The following is a 17,233-nucleotide window of genomic DNA, read 5'->3' on the forward strand; positions in this document are numbered from 1 at the left end:
CGATAGCGCCTTGAACCCATTCCGTGCAAGGCTGCCATGGGCAGTGTCGGCGTGTATCGGGGTGTATCCCGTCGTGCACCACCGGGTCAGTCATCGTAGAGTCGAAGCTGCCCGACGGAGGGCGTCGGGCGGGGACGGATCCTGGCGGGGATCCGGCCCCGTTTTTTTACATCCGGCGGATCAATACCGGTAGTTCAGCTTCATCCACACGCTGCGCCCCGGCTCGTTGATGCGCACCGGGTCGGCCGGGAAGCCGAAGTCGGCGCTGCCGGCCAGGTTCAGGTGCTCGCTGTAGGCGCGGTCGAACAGGTTGTCGACGCCTGCGCTGAGCTGCAGCTGCGAACCGAAACGGTACGCCGCGTTGAGCGCGAAGGTGGCAAAGCCCGCGCTCGGCCCGAGATCCTGTGCGACCACGTTGCCCTGGCCATCTGCGACACGGTGCTGGTGGGTCACCGCGCGCAGCAGCGCACCGGCGCTCCAGCGCTGGCCTTCCCAGTTCGCACTCAGGCGCGCTTCCAGCGGCGGCATCTGCGGCAGCGGACGCTGCTGGTCGCGGTTCTCGCCCCAGGCATAGGCCAGCGTGCCACCCAGCTTCCACTGTTCGGCCACGCTCACTTCCAGCCCCGCCTCGGCACCGGCGATGCGCGCATCGACGTTGCTGGCCTGGCTCATCCCCATCGCGCCGCTGCGGTGGTAGGTGAACAGAATGTAGTCCTGGATCTGCCCGGCGTACGCCGAGATCCAGGCCTGCACGCGCGGTCCCTTGTACTGCAGGCCAGCGTCGAGCTGGGTGGTGCGCTCGGGCTGGATGCCGGCAAACGCGTTCACCGCATCGGCCGGGCCGTGGTCGGGCGAGAACAGCTCCCAGTAGTCGGGCATGCGTTCACTGTGGCCGAGGCCGGCGTACCAGGTCAGGCCGTCGGCCAGGTCCTGCTCGTAGCGCAGGAAGCCACTGCCGAGCCATTCCTTGCGACGCTGGCCCGCAGTCGGATTGGGCATGTTGCCCATCATTCCGCGGAGCGACTGCCGCTCGTCGCGCACGCTGGCGCGATCGATGCGCAGGCCGCTGATCCAACGCTGATCGGTGCCGGCGCCGAGGGTCAACTCGGTGAACACGCCATAGCGGCGGAAGTGGGCATCGGTCTCCCACGCCACCTGGCGATAGGTGCCGCGGCCCATGCCCATGCGCCCACGATGGCGGCTGTCTTCGCCGTCCACGCCCGCCACCAGCTGCACGTCCTGCCAGCGCCACTCGGAACTGACCCGGCCGCCCTGGGTACGGCGATCCACGTTCGAAGCCATCGGCATCGGCATCATGCTGTTCGGGTTCGGCGCACGCAGCGTATAGTTGTCCATCACGTGATCGGCCTCGTTGTAGTACACGTTGGCCTGCACCGTGTCCCACGCACCCGGCAGGTTGCGCTTCTCGAAGCGCGCGGCATAGCTGGTGCGTTCGAACGCGGCCCCGTCCATGCCGCGTCCCGCATAGCGTGCGATCGCATCTCCGGCACCGGCAGAAATTTCCAGCAGCGTGTCGGCATCCGGCGTCCAGCCGATCGCCACGTCACCGTTCCACTTGCGCCACTTCGATGGCACCACATCGCCGTGGCCGTCCTTGTAGTCATCGGCTTCGGAACGGTTGCCACTGGCGCGCACATAGCCGGTCGGGTTGCCCAGGGTCAGGTCGAGCACCTGGTCGTTGCGGTTGCGCGAACCGACCAGCGCACTGGCATCGGCACGCAGGCCCGGCTCTTCGAAGCGCGGTGTATCGCGCTCGAAGCGTACGGTGCCAGCCGAGGCACCTGCGCCCCAGCGCACGCTCTGCGGGCCCTTGATGATGGTCAGCCGGTCGAAGCTCTCCGGCGCGATGTAGGACAGCGGATTGTCCATGCGCGACGGGCAGGCACCGATCAGGTTGCCGTCATTGCTGAGGATGTTCAGGCGCGAACCGAACATGCCGCGCAGCACCGGGTCACCGTTGGTGCCACCGTTGCGGATGGCGGAGAAACCGGGAACGGTCTTCAGGTAATCGGCGCCATCACTGGCGGGTACCGGCTGCCGCGGCAGGCGTGGGTCGGTCACCCAGTGCAGTGGCGAGGACGGTGCGGCAGCAGTGACCACCAGGGTGTCGAGGGTACGCGCCTCTTCGGCGGGCGCGGCATGGGCGAGCGTTGCAGTTACGGCCAGGCCAAGGGCAACCGGCAGGCGCGCACAGGCGCCCGCGGGGCGGGAAGTCATTTTCATCGGAACAGCTCCAAGGTACGCACGCGCGCACGGCGCCCGGTCAGGCGTCGTGCGGCAGATTCGACAGGGACATCAGCGAACGATGGAGAAAGGCGGCGGCCCACGCGCGGCATGCGCCGGCCAGCACAGCGCGGGCAGCACCTGCCGCGACCAGGGGAACACCAGCCGCGGCCGCCACAACAGCGGCAACAGCAGCACCAGCACGGCCAGCCACGGCAGCAGGCGCATCGCCAGCACGCAGTATTCGCAGGCTTCGCCGTGCATGGCGTGGGGATCGGCCGGTGGGGCCGGATCCCTCTGCCCATGCAGAGGGCTCTGACCCAATCCGGCGCCATCGTGATGCATGTGCGCGTGGTCCATGCCGGCCATCGCAGCGTGGCCCACCGATGGCGCCTGCAGCGCGCGGCTGACCAGCGGCGCAAGCACCATCAGCAGCGTCGCCAGAACGGCAAGCTGGAGCAGAAGGCGCTGCGGGCGGGACAGCCGGGTCATCCCGCTAGTGTAGAGCCGGGTCCAGGGTTGCCCGTGCGACGAACCGTCGCAGGAGGGGTTTATCGGCAGGGCTGCGCCCTGCACCTGCAGAGGCCACGTCCACGGCAAGAGCCGAAGCAACAGCAAAAGCGGGTTCCTGTGGGTAGGCGGGGCGGGTCCGGTTGCGGGAGACGCCGTAAACCCATCCATGGGGGCTTGGCCGCGGCATCCATGCCGCGGACACTCCCGCAACCGGACCCACCCCGCCTTCGACAGTTTCCTGCGGTCTGTTGGAACGGCTTTGGGGTCAGATCCGTTTTCCGAAGGAAAACGGATCTGACCCCAGATGTATTTCGATATCTGACAGCTTTCATCCCCGCATGGCGTGGATCTACCGTGTCGACCAAGGTCGACACCTACCAACAGCCGCGAAGATCTGTCAGAGGTGGGGCGGTGTGGGCAGACAGGACCGTTGGCGCCATGGATGGCGCCATCGAGCCCCCAGGGATGGGTTTACGGCGTGTCCTGCCTGCCCACACCGCCCCGCCTCCCACGGAAGCCAGCTGTTGCTTCGGCTGTTGCCATTGATTCGGCAGGTGCAGGGCTGCAAGCCCTGCTCGCCCCCCTCACACCGTGATGGTCTGGGTCAGTGATTCCCAGGTCGGTGGCACCGGCCACGCGGCCGCCTGGTTGCCATCCAGCACCCGCCGCAGGTCGCGGGGATCGATCTGCGGTGCCAGCACATGCACCAGCTCCAGCGCGTAATCACGCAGCACGCGGTCGCGCGGCAGCACCGCCCAGGCGATGCACTCGCTGATCGGGTCCGGCGCCGGCCACGACCTCAGGTCTTCGTCGTTGGAACTGACCGCCATTTCGGCCAGCAGGCCCACGCCCAGGCCGGTACGCACATAGGTCTTGATCAGATCGGCATCCAGCGCGGTCAGCGCCAGATCCGGCACCAGCCCGTTGGCGGCAAACGCACGCTGCAGCGACGAATTCGGGCGGGTCGAGGATTCGTAGCTGATCAATGGTTGCCGGGCCAGCGCGGCCAGGTCCGGTGCACGCCCGGCGCGGTCCAGCGGGTGGCCCTTGGGCACCACCACCAGGCGTCGCCAGCGGAACAGTGGCACCGCGATGCCATCGGTAGGCTCCCCCCCAGCGGTGCTGATGATGGCGATATCCGCGTCACCCTGGTTCAAGCGATCCAGCGCGTCGGCTTCAGCGGCCTGCTGCAGGTGCACGCTCACCTGCGGGTAAGCCTGCTTGATCGCCGCCACCGCCGGCGGCAGCACGAAGCGCGCCTGGGTGTGGGTGGTGGTCAGGATCAGCTGGCCCTGGCTCTCGCGCCGCTGGTTGGCCGCGTAGGTGCGGATGTTGTTGGCCTCGGCCAGCACGGCGCGGGCGCGGGCGATCACCTCGGTACCGGCGGGGGTGACCGACTCCAAGCTGCGGCCCTTGCGCACGAACAACAGGAAACCCAGCTCGTCCTCCAGCTGCTTGAGCTGCTTGGACAAGCCGGGCTGGGTGGCGTGCACGCGCGAGGCGGCCAGCGTGATGTTCAGCTCGGCGTCGGCGATGGCAACCAGGTAGCGCAGCTGGGTCAGCGTCATGGGCAGGCAGGCGGCGTGGGGCGGAGGTCCACTCTAGGGTCAATTGCCGTCACCAGCTTATAACCAAAGGTTGTTTAAGAAAGGTATCTGGTCATTTCCGGGCGTCATATGCCGGCGCTACGGTCAGCCGGCAGCCGCTGGCCTGAACAGCCAGCCCTCCCCCTTCGCCCGCCGAAGCCCGGCGCGGCCCCGTTTCCGGAGCGCTTCCATGGCCCTGTACGACTCCATCCTCGACACCGTCGGCAACACCCCCATCGTCAAGCTGCAGCGTCTGGCACCGCCGCAGGTCAGCGTTTACGCCAAGGTCGAGTCGTTCAATCCGGGCGGCTCGGTCAAGGACCGCCTGGCTTTGGCGATCATCCTCGACGCTGAAGCGCGTGGCCTGCTCAAGCCGGGCGACACCATCGTGGAGGCCACCTCGGGCAATACCGGCGTGGCACTGGCGATGGTCGCCGCAGCGCGCGGCTACAAGTTCGTGGCGACCATGGTCGAGACCTTCTCGGTCGAGCGCCGCAAGCTGATGCGTGCCTATGGTGCCAAGGTGATCCTGACCCCGGCCGCCGAACGCGGCAGCGGCATGGTGCGCAAGGCAGCCGAACTGGCCGAACAGCACGGTTGGTTCCTGGCCAGCCAGTTCGCCAACCCGGCCAACCCGGCCTATCACCGCAACACCACCGCCGCGGAAATCCTGCGCGACTTCGCCGGCAAGCGGCTGGACTATTTCGTCAGCGGCTGGGGCACCGGCGGCACGCTCACCGGTGTGGGCGAGGTGCTGAAGGTCGCGCGCCCGCAGACCCGCATCATCGCCACCGAGCCGGCCGGCGCCGCCCTGCTCAAGGGCGATGACTGGAAGCCGCACAAGATCCAGGGTTGGACCCCGGACTTCGTGCCGGACGTGCTCAACCGCGATGTGGTGGACGAACTGGTCTCGGTCGAAGATGACCGCGCGATCGCCACCGCGCGCCGCCTGGCCGCCGAGGAAGGCATCTTCGTCGGCATCTCTGCCGGTGCCACCGTGGCCAGCGCGCTGGACGTGGCTGCCCGCGCCGAACCCGGCGCGGTGATCCTGGCGATGCTGCCGGACACCGGTGAACGCTATTTCTCCACGCCGCTGTTCGCCGATGTCAACGAAGGCTCCGACGACGACTGGCTGGCCGGCCTGCCGTAAACCGCCCGGGGTCGGATCCCTTTGCCGCAGGGAAAGGGCTCTGACCCCACCCGCGTGGATCAGCGACAGGGGTCAGAGCCTTTCCCATGCGGGAAAGGATCTGACCCCGTTCTGCTTCAGCCTGCGTGAAGGCGTCGCCCGCCATCGTGCGTGAAGGCCGTCGGATCGCAGCGCGTGAGACGGTCATGACGCAGTATCGATGCCCTGTCCCCTACCGTGGGAACAGCCGGCGCAGATGCTGCGCGGATCACCTCACAGGCAGGAGACGGACGCATGAAGATCGAGGTTTGGCAGGGTGACATCACGACCCTGGCGGTGGATGCGATCGTCAACGCGGCCAACGAAACACTGCTCGGTGGCGGCGGTGTCGACGGCGCGATCCATCGCGCGGCCGGCCCCGCATTGCTGGCCGAGTGCGCGCAGTTGCCGGAGCTGCGCCCGGGCGTGCGTTGCCCGACGGGCGAAGTGCGCGCCACCAGCGCCCATGCGCTGCCGGCGCGCCATGTACTGCACACGGTGGGCCCGGTCTGGCATGACGGCCAGCGCGACGAACCGGCGCTGCTTGCCAACTGCTACTGGAAGTCGCTGCAGCTGGCCGAGTCGCTGGGCGTGCAGTCGATCGCGTTCCCGGCGATCAGCTGCGGCGTCTATGGCTATCCGCTGTACCAGGCGGCGCAGATCGCAGTGACCGAAACACTGGCGTGGCAGCGCAGCCATGCGCAACCGATGCGCATCGTGCTGGTGGCGTTCAATACCGCTACGGCCAAGGCCTACCAGCAGGCGTTGAGCGCCGCCGGGCAAAGCGCGGACAGCGAACCGCGCGGGTCGATGCTGCCGCCCCTGGGCGATGCGGGTTTTGCCGCCGCGCACTGAATCCCGGTGCGCGACGTAAAGAAAAAGGCCGGGCAGTGCCCGGCCTTTTCCGTTGCACCGTTGTGCTCAGCCACGCATGGCGTGGGTCACGCTCAACGGCTGGCAGCTTCCACCGCGGCGGCGTCATCGGCCACGGCGGCTGCGTCGGCTGCGGCGCGTGCCGCCGAGGCCGCAGCCCCATCGGCGCTGGCGCCATCCACCTGCACGCGCACTTCCACCATGCCCGCGCCATTGTTCAGGCTGGACACGTCGACCGTGTAATGACCGGCCGGCAGGGTCTCTTCCAGGCGCGAATTGGTGCCGTTGCCACCATCGTCGTCGGTCAGCTCGACGTCGCCGCCGACCACGCGCAGCACGGTATCAACCTGGCTGGAAATCGCATCCAGGCGCACATCGGCCGGGCGGTCCAGCGACAGCAGGAAGCGGCGACGGCCATCGTTGTCGAGCATCGTGTACACGCTGCCCGCCTTCGGCAGCGCCGTGCCATCGCGCTCGACCAGATTGCCGGGCAGCTCGATGCGGTTGGCCGACAGGGTGAACATGCCGCTGACGCCGTCGCCGAGGCCGCGCGCGGTCAGGGTGTACTTGCCCGGCTTCAGTGACAGGGTCAGGCGCGAGTTGGTGCTGTCGCCGCCATCGTCATTCTCTGCATCCACGCCCTGGCCCGACAGCTTCAGCACCGGATCGAAGACATCCGACACCAGGCGGATCTCGTACAGGCCGGCCTTGTCCACCTGCAGGGTGTAGTCCTGGGAACCACCGGCCAGCATGTCGACGATCTCGCCGCTGCCCGCCAGCGGCTTGCCGTCGTACGGCACCAGCTTCTCGGCGCGCAGGCGGTAAGGACCGTAGTCGGTCGAGCCGTTGGCGTTGACCGCCACCTGGTAGGTGCCGCCACCGTTGGCACGGAAGGCCACCGAGACGTCGCCTTCGCGCTCGTAGCCGGTGTTGCTGCTGGCCACCAGGCTGCCGTTGTTGAACACGGCGATCGAGCCGCTCAGCGAACCGGTCAGCTTCAGCCCGACCAGCTGCTTGTCTTCCAGCTTGATCTGGTAGAGCTGGTGGTGGCTGCCGTCGTTGTAGTTGATGCCGCTGCGCGAGGTGATCTCGCCGGATACCGGCTTGTCGAAATCGAGTGACGCGGCCTTGCCCGCGTCCGCGCCGCCGCCGATGCGGTTGCAACCGCTGGCGACCAGGACCGTGGCAACGGCCAGTGTGATTGCTGCCAAACGCATGTTGTTTCTCCTTGGCCTTCCATGTGGTTCCCGCATACCGGCCAGGCACGCGGGGGCGGAAAAGATACCCGCAAAAGCAAACGCCGGCGTGATGCCGGCGCTGCCTTGTTCATCCGGCGATGGGACGGATCAACCGTTCCACTTGCCCAGCGCGGCCAGGCCGTTGTCCTTGGCGCGCTCGTACACCGTCTTCTGGGCAGCAGCGTAGTTGCCCTTCATGTCCTTGGCCCACAGCTTTAGCGCGGCCTGCTGCATGGCGCGGCCGTAGGAGAAGCTCAGCGGCCACGGCAGGTTGCCCAGCTGGTTCATCGCGTTCAGGTGCTCGGTGGACTGCTCGTCGCTCTGGCCACCGGACAGGAACACCACGCCCGGCAGGATCGCCGGCACGGTGCTCTTCAAGCACATCACGGTCGACTCGGCCACTTCCTCGACATCGGCCTGCTCTTCACAGTCCTTGCCGGAGATGACCATCGAGGCCTTCAGGATGGTGCCTTCCAGCAGCACGTTCTGCTGGTACAGCGCGTCGAACAGCGAGCGCAGGGTGGCTTCGGTGACTTCGTAGCAGGTTTCGATGTCGTGGTCGCCGTCCATGATCACTTCCGGCTCGACCATCGGCACCAGGCCGCATTCCTGGCACAGCGCTGCATAGCGGGCCAGCGCATGGGCGTTGGACTCGATGCAGGTGCCCGACGGGATGCTCTCGCCGATGTTGATGACCGCACGCCACTTGGCGAAGCGCGCGCCCAGCTTGTAATACTCCTGCAGGCGCTCGCGCAGGCCGTCGAGGCCTTCGGTCACCAGCTCGCCCGGGCAGCCGGCCAGCGGGTGCGCACCCTTGTCCACCTTGATGCCCGGAATCATGCCGTGGTCGGCCATGTACTTGGCGAACGGCACGCCGTCCTTGGTCGACTGGCGGATGGTCTCGTCGTACAGGATGGCGCCGGAAATGTGCTCGTTGAGCTTCGGCGTGGTCAGCAGCAGCTCGCGGTAGGCGCGACGGTTCTCCTCGGTGTTCTCGATACCGACGCCGGCGAAACGCTTGGCGATGGTAGCGGTGGATTCGTCGATCGCGATGATGCCCTTGCCCGGGGCGACCATGGCCTGGGCGGTTTCAGCCAGCTGTTCGATGCTCATGTATTTCCTGTGGCGGGTGCGGGAAAAACGTAAGTATAGCCCTGCTGCCCGTTGCCTCGCCGTGGAGGACAGGATGGAAACGCTTCCACGTCTACGCAGGACAAAGGATGTCCTGCGGCATGGGGTCAGAGCCCCTTCAGGGATCTGACCCCTGGTCAGTACGGGGTCAGATCCCTTCAGGGCTCTGACCCCGGATCGGCAGCGCCGACCCGACCGTCAGGGCTTACAGATCGCCCAGGCCGATGGCGCGGCCATCCTCGCCCACTTCCAGCAGGCGCAGGGTGTTGGTGGCACCATGGGTTTCCATGTGCTCGCCGCTGGTGAACACAACGCGGTCACCGGCCTGCAGCAGTTCCGATTCGACCAGCAGGCGGATGCTGCCGCGCGCCGCTTCGCGCGGGGTCAGGCCGCGGCTGTCGAAGTTGATCGGGAACACATCGCGCATCAGCGCCATCTGGCGACGCGCGCCGTCGTGGCGGGTGACCGCGAACACCGGCGCCTTGGCGCGGAAACGCGACAGGTAACGCGCGGTGCCGCCGGATTCGGTCATGGCCACGATCGCGCGCACGCCCACATGCTGCGACAGGAACATGGTGGCCATGGCAATTGCCTGGTCGGCACGTTCCAGGTTGCGCGGCGAGGCGTTGAAATCGGTCTCGGTCTGGAACTGGCGCTCGGCACCCAGGCAGATGCGTGCCATCGCTTCCACCGCCTTGACCGGGTAGGCACCGGCGGCGGTTTCCGCCGACAGCATCACCGCGTCGGTACCGTCGATGACCGAGTTGGCGACGTCCAGCACTTCGGCGCGGGTCGGGATCGGGCTTTCCACCATCGACTGCAGCATCTGCGTGGCGGTGATCACCACCTTGTTCTGCGCCAGCGAGGCCTTGATGATCTTCTTCTGCAGGCCCGGCAGCTCGGCATCGCCGATTTCCACGCCAAGGTCGCCACGGGCAACCATCACCACGTCGCTGGCCTCGACGATTTCTTCCAGGTTCTCGATCGCCTCGGTGCGCTCGATCTTCGACACCAGGGCGGCATCACAGCCGTGCGAGCGGGCGATGTCGCGCGCGTCGTTCATGTCCTGCGCGTTGCGGCAGAACGACACGGCGATGAAGTCCACGCCGATCTTGGCAACGATGCCGATCAGTTCCTTGTCGCGCTCGGTCAGGGCACCCAGCGACAGGCCGCCGCCCTGCTTGTTCAGGCCCTTGCGGTCGGACAACACACCATCGTTGAGCACGGTGTTGACGATGCGCTCGCCCTGCACTTCCACCACCTGCAGCTGCATCAGGCCGTCGTCGAGCAGCAGCACATCACCCGGGCCCACGTCCTGCGGCAGGCCGAGGTAGCTCACGCCCACCTGGCTGGCGTTGCCCGGGCCGGCGTTCTCGCTGGCGATCAGGTCGAAGCGGTCACCCGCCTTCAGCTGCACCTTGCCTTCGGCGAAGCGCTCGATGCGGATCTTCGGGCCCGGCAGGTCGGCCAGGATGCCCACTTCCACGCCTACGCGGGCCGCAGCAGCACGCACTTCGGCGGCACGCTTGGCCTGGCCGGACGGATCGCCATGGCTGAAGTTCAGGCGCACCACATTGACGCCGGCGCGGAAAAGATCCTCCAGCACGCCCGGCGGATCAGTGGCCGGACCGAGGGTGGCAAGGATCTTGGTGCGACGCTGACGCTCGAACATGGTGGATGGGCCTCTCCCGTTAAAGAACGGAAATTAGCACATCCTTCACGCCGCATGTATACGGTTACAGCCTTGTGCTGCCTGACTCCGCAGGTCATGCAACGGACATTGTCCGGACATACGCTGGCGCAGGGCATTCCGTAGAGCCGAGCCCATGCCCGGCTGGCCACTCGCCGGAGCAGCCGGGCATCGGCTCGGCGCTACAGGAAGCTAGGCCAGCAGCGTTTCCAGCTGCGCCGGTTCGCGTGCCAGCTGGCCAGCGCCGGCCGCGGTGAGTTCCGCCTCACCGCCAAAGCCCCACAGCACACCCACGCTGCGCAGGCCGTGGTGACGCGCGCCTTCGATGTCCATGCGGCGGTCGCCGATCATCCAGCACTGTGCGGGCTGCACCTGCAGCCGGCGCAGAGCTTCCCCGACCAGCTCCGGCTTGTGGCTGCGCGAGCCATCCAGGGTCGAACCGATGATCTCCTCGAACAGCCCGCCAAACGGCAGGTGCGCAAGGATGCGGCGCGCATGCGGCTCGTTCTTGGCGGTGACCACCGCCAGGCGGTGGCCACGGCCATGCAGCGTGCGCAGCGTGTCTTCCATCTGCGGGTACACCGTGTGTTCGCGCCAGCCTTCGACGTCGAAGCGCTCACGGTAGTAGCCCACCGCCTGTTCCACCCGTGCCGGTTCGACGAACAGCGGCGCGAAGGTGGTGCGCAGCGACGGACCGATCCAGCCCAGCAGCGTCTCCTGCGGCGGCACCGGATGGTTCATCTTCTGCAGCGCATAGGCGATGCAGGCGGTGATGCCCACCTGCGAATCGATCAGCGTGCCGTCGAGGTCGAAGAACAGGACATCCTTGCTACGGTCGGCACTCATGCGCCGCGCGCGTCGAGTGCGGCGACGGCCGGCAGGGTCTTGCCTTCCAGGAACTCCAGGAACGCACCACCGCCAGTGGAGATATAGCTGACCTGCCCGGCGATATCGAACTTGTCGACCGCCGCCAGGGTGTCGCCACCGCCCGCGATGGAGAATGCGGGCGAGCTGGCGATGGCGCGGGCCAGCGCTTCGGTGCCCTTGCTGAAGGCTTCGAACTCGAACACGCCGACCGGGCCGTTCCAGACCACGGTGCCGGCCTTTCCGATCAGCTGCGCGTACTGCGCAGCGGTCTGCGGGCCAATATCCAGGATCAGGTCGTCCTCGGCGACGGCGTCGACCGCCTTCACTTCGGCAACAGCGTCCGGCATGAACTGCTTGGCGGTGACCACGTCGACCGGCAGCGGGATGTCGGCGCCACGCGCCTTGGCATCGGCCACGATCTTCTTCGCGGTGTCCAGCAGGTCCGGCTCATACAGCGACTTGCCGACCTTGTAGCCGGCGGCAGCGATGAAGGTGTTGGCGATGCCACCACCAACGATCAGCTGGTCGACCTTGCCGACCAGGTTGGCCAGCAGTTCCAGCTTGGTGCTGACCTTGCTGCCGGCAACGATGGCCAGCAGCGGCTTGGCCGGTGCGTCCAGCGCCTGCGCCAGCGCGTCCAGCTCGGCCATCAACAGCGGGCCACCGGCCGCGACCGGGGCGAAGCGGATGACGCCATGGGTCGAGGCCTGCGCGCGGTGTGCGGTACCAAAGGCATCCATCACGAACACGTCGCACAGGGCGGCGTACTTCTTCGACAGGGCCTCGTCGTCCTTGCCCTCGCCGACATTCATGCGGCAGTTTTCCAGCAGCACCAGCTGGCCCGGCTGCACGTCGACGCCGTCGACCCAGTCACGCACCAGCGGAACCTCGCGGCCGAGCAGCTCGGACAGGCGCTGGGCGACCGGCGCCAGCGAGTCGGCCTCGCTCCACACGCCTTCCTTCGGGCGCCCCAGGTGCGAGGTGACCATCACTGCCGCGCCCTGCTCCAGCGCGCGCTTGAGCGTCGGCAGCGAAGCGGTGATGCGCTGTTCGGAAGTGATGCGGCCATTCTCGATCGGCACGTTCAGATCCTGGCGGATCAGCACGCGCTTGCCGGAGAGGTCGAGGTCGGTCATGCGGACGATGGACATGGGCAACTCTTTGGCTCAGGGACGGGATGCCGGGCTACGGCAGGCGGCCATTGTATCGGGTGGCGATGCCTGCGGCAGGCAGAGGCGTACGGCAACAGCGAACTGCAACAGCCAAAGCGCTGGCGCTTCTTGGTGCTGAGGGTGAGCCGGGGTGCTGTGGGGTGGCAGGGGACGCCGTAAACCCGTCCATGGGGGCTTGGTCGCCGCATCCATGCGGCTCACACCCCTGCCACCCCACACCATCCCGGCCTTGACAGGTTCATGAGGCGGAGCGGATGGCAAAGGCAGGAGCAAGAGCGGTTTCTGATGTCGGAGAAACTAATGTAGAGCCGAGCCCATGCTCGGCTGGGTCTACCGCGAGCAGCAGCCGAGCGTGGGCTCGGCTCTACAAAGAGCGCCCAGCCAAGCAGCTTTTGCTCTTCTTTTTTTTCTTTCCGTGGGTGGACGCACACGGAAACTGTCAGAGGCCGGGCGGGTGGGCTGGGCAGGGGTATCCGCGCCATGGATGGCGCGGCTAAGCCTCCAGGGACGGATTCACGGCGTCCCCTGCCCAGCCCACCCGCTCGGCCCATCCCCGGGATCGCGCTTTGCAGCCACCCAGCCGTTCGCCGGAACCTACGCCGAAGGCGTCGGCTTCTGCCGAAGCAGGCTGAGCGCCAAGCCACCCACCACCAGCACGCCCAGACCCAGCAGCGCCCACAACAGCCACGACTTCCAGTCATGCTGCGGTTTCAGCGCCGCGTCGCCCGCCAGCGGTTCCGGGCTGCCTTCCAGTCGCGCCAGCGTCGGCTGCCACGACGGATCGTTGCGCTGCCGAAGTTCCTCGATCAACACCCCGATCGGCGCGTCCGTGCGGCGCGCGGTCGCGCTGCCCACCGCCAGTGCGTAGGGCGCCGCACCCTGGCTCAGGAACACCAGCACTTCCGGTTGGTAGCCCAGGCGCAGCGTCGGCGCAGTGGCAGATTCCGCCGGATTCGCCACCAGCTTCCAGTAGCGGTCGCGGTGCACGCCGCCCAGCGGCTGCGCCGCCGACTGCTGGCGCTGGCCCTGCGTGCCCTGTTGCACCTGGTAGGCGATCCACGGCGCGCTGCGGCGCTGCCACTCGGCACTCTCATCATCACGACTGAACAGCGTCCATTGCACCAGGCTGTTGTCGGTGCTGGCCACATCGGCGCGCGCCACCGGGAACCGGCCATCCATCTCGAAGGTGTATTCGCCCTTGCCCTTCGACGTCGGCTCCAGCGACAGCCATTCCCACGGCAGCGTGGCCGGCGCTGGCGGCAGTTCCGCCAACACGCCGCGCAGGGTCGGCAGCCGCGAGTCGCCCTGCGCCAGGATGCGCAGGTAGCGTGCAGTGCCGTCCACCTGCAGGCGGCGCTGCAGCAGGCGCTTGCCGGCGCGCTGCAGATCCACCAGCGGCACGTCGCGACCCATCGATCGCCAGTGCTGCAGGTCATCACTGGCATCCAGCTGAACCTGCGCCTGCAGCGGCTGGCCGCTGTCGGCCCAGTCCAGCACCAGCGCCGCCAGCGGCTGCTGGTCGAGCATGCTGGCGTCGATCAGCCAGCCGCCCTGCCCGTTCGCCGTCGCCCCGCCACTCACCCGTGCTTCGACCCGGCGCACGCGCCCATCGGTATCACGCTCGGTCAGCAGCTGCAGATCGTTGCGCTGGGCATCGGCCAGCGGCGGCAGCACGAACCACGGCAGTTCACGCTGCACCGGCGGTTGCGCCAGCGGCTGGTCCGGCGCCAGCAGTGCCGACGGCAGCAGCTGGCTGGCTGCATTGAACACCTGCAGGTCGCTGAGGTCGGGGCTCACGGCACGGCGGTAGATCGCCGGCTCCAGCACGATGCGGTAGGCACCGGACTGCGCGCTGGACAATGTGAGCGGCCATTGCTCGGCATACTGCGTGCGGTAATCAGCCGCCTGCACCACGACGGCGGCCAGCATGCCGAACATCGCCGGCAGCAGCGCCCTGCTCCACTTCCTCATTGCTTTTCCTCCACGGTCGGCGCCACGCTCGGCGGAGCCGGTGCCAGATAACCCACGACCGTGCACAGCAGGCCGTAGGCGATGAACGATGCGATGCCCAGCAGGTTGCCCAGGTGCTGGCGATCGACAATAACCAGCTTGGCCAGTACCACGCCCATCAGCACGGCACCGACCATCCACAGCACACGCTGGCCACGACGCGAACCCCACACCCAGGCAATCACGCCCAGCACGCTCCACAACACGGTCAGGCTGGTCTGGGCCAGGCTGAAGCGCATCATCGACGCGTTCCACGCCAGCCCACCCCACTGGTGCACGCCATGCAGCACCAGGCTGGTCAGCGCGACGAAGGCCGCCAGTGCCAGCAGCGGCATGCGGATGTTCAGCAATGCCTGCGGGGCCTGCGATCCCTGATTGCTGTACAGCCAGCGCGCCAGCAGCAACAGGCTCAACCATTGGCCGATCTCGGCCGGATTCAGCACCGGCAGCCACAACAGCGGTGCGGCGTCGCCCGGCAGCAGCTGGCCCAACAGCCAGCTGATCGACAGCAGGCCGAACAGCACGCACTGCAGCGGGACGCGCACGCTGTCGAAGGCCTGTCCCAATGGCCAGCGCAGCGCATTCCAGCGCCACAGCGACAGTGCCGCCATCAGCAGCCATGGCAAGGTCACCAGCAGGGTCGTCCAGCCCTGCGCCAGATCGGCTTCGCCACCGCCCCACAGGGCCAGCAGCGAAAGCAGCGACGGCCACAGCAGCCACCACAGGAACTGCGCGATGCGGGCCACGGTATCGCCGCCCTGGCGCAGGCACAGCAGGGTCCGCACGCCCAGCACCGCGAACACCGCCCAGGCCAGCGCGCCATAACCGGCGAACGGCTGGTGGTGTGCATCGCTCTGCACCAGGGCCAGCGGGAAGCCCAGCGCGAGCATGGCCAGTGCGGTCACGCCCAGTGCACGCGCCGGCTGGCGACGCTGCACTTCGGCCACCAGCCAGGCAGTGACCGCGGCCAGCACCAGCAACGCGTCCACTTCGGTGCGGTACGGGAAGAAGCGCGTGATCTCATGGATCAGGCCGCCCAGCCACCACAGCAGGCCCCACAGGTAGTACACCAGTGCGACCTCATGACGTGGCCTGCGCTGGTAGCTCCACGCCGACGCGAAGCCGGCCAGGGCCAGCAACAGCGCGCCGATGGCGGTCGGGTTGATCAGGAAGCGCAGGTCTTCGTGCCAGTGGTCGCCACCGGCAACGAAGGCGAATGCGGCGCCGATCTGCAGCAACGCGCCGGATACCTGCGGCAGCCAGCGCTTCTGGCGCAGCCCCAACCAGGCCAGGCCTGCACCTTCCAGCGCAAACACGGCACCGGTGGCACGCGCCGACAAGGCCAGCGGCACCGCCAGCGTGGCGAAGCCCACCGCAAGCACGGCATGCGACTGCGCCAGCATGGTGTACGACGCACGTGCGATCAGCGCCCGTGCCAGTACCGCGTAGATCGCGGCCAGGCCCAGCGCGCATAGTGCCAGCGTCATCGGTTGTTCGTGCAGCAAGCCTGCCTGCAACGAGAATGCGACCAGCGGCGCGCCGAACACCAGGCTGCCATCGATCAGATCGCGCCGGCCGGCCGGCTGGCGGCGCGCGTACAGCAGCGGGATCAGCAGGTAGAACACGAAGAACAACAGCAGGAACGGCTCAGTGCTGCTGAACTTGTCCGGTACGTACTGCAGCACGCCCCAGAAGGTGCCGATGCCGAAAGTGAAGGCGAAGCCCAGCAGGTTCAGCGCGCGCCAAGGGCGGAACCAGGCGATGGCGAAAATGCCCGCGTTGAGCACCGCGTAATAGCTGAACAGCCCCACGTGATTGCCGCTGCCGGTGGACAGCCACAGCGGTGCCATGAAGCCGGCCAGGATCCCCAGCACGGCCAGCGTGCGCGAGTTCTGCACCACCGCCAGCACGCACAGCCCGGCCACCAGGGCAATAGAGCTGGCGAAGGCGAAGCCCGGCGGAATCAGGTCGAAGCGCTTGAAGGCCGCGAAGATGGTCAGCAGCAGCACGCCGATGGCACCGCCCTGCAAGGCCAGCGCAAACAGGCGCCGGCGCTCGCGCTGGTGCCAGCCGAAGGCCAGCAGGCCCAGCGCGCCCACGGTGATGCCGGCCAAGCGCAGCTCGATCGGCAACACCAGCCAGCCCTGGTCGCTGACGTACTTCAGCAGCGCCGCGACACCGGCAAGCAGCACCAGCATGCCGATCTTGACCGGCACGTTGCCTTCGGTGAACCAGCGCTTGACCGCACCGATGCCGCGCTCGATGACGTTGGGCAGTGCCGGCTCGGAAGGCAGCGGCGGCTGCACCGGCACCGGTGGCACCGGCGGTGGCGCAGCAGGTCGGGGAACAGGCGCCTCGGTCGGCGCTGCTTCGCGCACCGGTGGCTGCGTGGGGTGCGGCGCAGCAGCGGCGACCGGCCGCAGGAACGGTGGATCGGCACTGGCCGTGGGCGTGGCCGCAGCCCGTTCAGGCGTGGGCGCGCTGGCGGCCGGCCTGGCGGTGGCAGGCGCGGCGGCCATCGCGCTTTCCAGCGCCGCGACGCGGCGGCGCAGGCCGGAGATCATCACCAGCGCCACCACCAGCAGCAGGGGGATGGCCAACAGGACCAATACGACCAGTGCGATCAGTGCTTCCATTGCGTGCTTCCATTGCGTTCCCGCGCCCCAGCGGCAGCGGTCGACCGCCCCATGCTACGACAGGGCGGGCCCCTTAAACGACGAACCCCGGCCAGGCCGGGGTTC

General features: G+C 67.7%; 12 protein-coding genes. 2 read left to right on the forward strand and 10 right to left on the reverse strand.

Going from position 1 to position 17,233, the window contains the following annotated elements:
• Positions 1-180: 180 nt before the first annotated feature.
• From AC5P6H_RS00640 to AC5P6H_RS00650, 3 genes are all read right to left on the reverse strand, one after another.
• Positions 181-2,244: a TonB-dependent copper receptor gene (locus AC5P6H_RS00640; RefSeq protein ID WP_495202223.1), complete on the reverse strand. Its 2,064-nt coding sequence runs from the start codon at positions 2,242-2,244 to the stop codon at positions 181-183.
• A 72-nt stretch (positions 2,245-2,316) separates the two neighbouring features.
• Positions 2,317-2,736 (reverse strand): DUF2946 family protein, encoded by a 420-nt coding sequence (locus tag AC5P6H_RS00645; protein ID WP_049404920.1) that lies wholly within the window; start codon positions 2,734-2,736, stop codon positions 2,317-2,319.
• Between the two features lie 605 nt (positions 2,737-3,341).
• The gene (locus AC5P6H_RS00650) at positions 3,342-4,325 is read right to left on the reverse strand and encodes a LysR family transcriptional regulator (RefSeq protein ID WP_495202224.1); all 984 of its coding nucleotides are present in this window, start codon (positions 4,323-4,325) and stop codon (positions 3,342-3,344) included.
• Positions 4,326-4,533: 208 nt separating this feature from the next.
• Here AC5P6H_RS00650 and cysK point away from each other — a divergent pair, with 208 nt between their 5' ends.
• Together cysK and AC5P6H_RS00660 are read left to right on the forward strand one after the other, a co-directional pair.
• Positions 4,534-5,493 carry a cysteine synthase A gene (cysK, locus tag AC5P6H_RS00655; RefSeq protein WP_014648230.1) on the forward strand — a complete coding sequence of 320 codons (960 nt, stop codon included), beginning with the start codon at positions 4,534-4,536 and terminating at the stop codon, positions 5,491-5,493.
• 273 nt (positions 5,494-5,766) lie between these two features.
• A complete protein-coding gene (locus tag AC5P6H_RS00660) occupies positions 5,767-6,366 on the forward strand; it encodes an O-acetyl-ADP-ribose deacetylase (RefSeq protein WP_014648231.1) in 600 nt (199 codons plus the stop codon).
• 92 nt (positions 6,367-6,458) lie between these two features.
• On the opposite strand, the gene AC5P6H_RS00665 is transcribed toward AC5P6H_RS00660, so the two are convergent.
• From AC5P6H_RS00665 to AC5P6H_RS00695, 7 genes are all read right to left on the reverse strand, one after another.
• Complete coding sequence (locus AC5P6H_RS00665; protein ID WP_075075806.1) at positions 6,459-7,601, reverse strand: ABC transporter substrate-binding protein; 1,143 nt, start codon at positions 7,599-7,601, stop codon at positions 6,459-6,461.
• 129 nt (positions 7,602-7,730) lie between these two features.
• Complete coding sequence (locus tag AC5P6H_RS00670) at positions 7,731-8,735, reverse strand: class I fructose-bisphosphate aldolase (RefSeq protein WP_014648233.1); 1,005 nt, start codon at positions 8,733-8,735, stop codon at positions 7,731-7,733.
• 223 nt (positions 8,736-8,958) lie between these two features.
• Positions 8,959-10,425, reverse strand: coding sequence for a pyruvate kinase (pyk, locus tag AC5P6H_RS00675; protein ID WP_014648234.1), 1,467 nt, complete (start codon positions 10,423-10,425; stop codon positions 8,959-8,961).
• A 210-nt stretch (positions 10,426-10,635) separates the two neighbouring features.
• Complete coding sequence (locus AC5P6H_RS00680; protein ID WP_241887066.1) at positions 10,636-11,289, reverse strand: HAD hydrolase-like protein; 654 nt, start codon at positions 11,287-11,289, stop codon at positions 10,636-10,638.
• On the reverse strand, positions 11,286-12,461 hold the full coding sequence (locus AC5P6H_RS00685; protein WP_014648236.1) for a phosphoglycerate kinase: 1,176 nt from the start codon (positions 12,459-12,461) through the stop codon (positions 11,286-11,288). The genes AC5P6H_RS00680 and AC5P6H_RS00685 overlap by 4 nt, the downstream gene beginning before the upstream one ends.
• A gap of 615 nt (positions 12,462-13,076) precedes the next feature.
• Positions 13,077-14,453: a DUF3999 domain-containing protein gene (locus AC5P6H_RS00690; RefSeq protein ID WP_032962132.1), complete on the reverse strand. Its 1,377-nt coding sequence runs from the start codon at positions 14,451-14,453 to the stop codon at positions 13,077-13,079.
• A complete protein-coding gene (locus tag AC5P6H_RS00695; RefSeq protein ID WP_495202225.1) occupies positions 14,450-17,128 on the reverse strand; it encodes a DUF2339 domain-containing protein in 2,679 nt (892 codons plus the stop codon). Before AC5P6H_RS00695 ends, AC5P6H_RS00690 begins: the two co-directional genes overlap by 4 nt.
• Between the last annotated feature and the right edge of the window lie 105 nt (positions 17,129-17,233).

It is taken from the genome of Stenotrophomonas sp. YJH_SMC_110 (assembly GCF_059369255.1).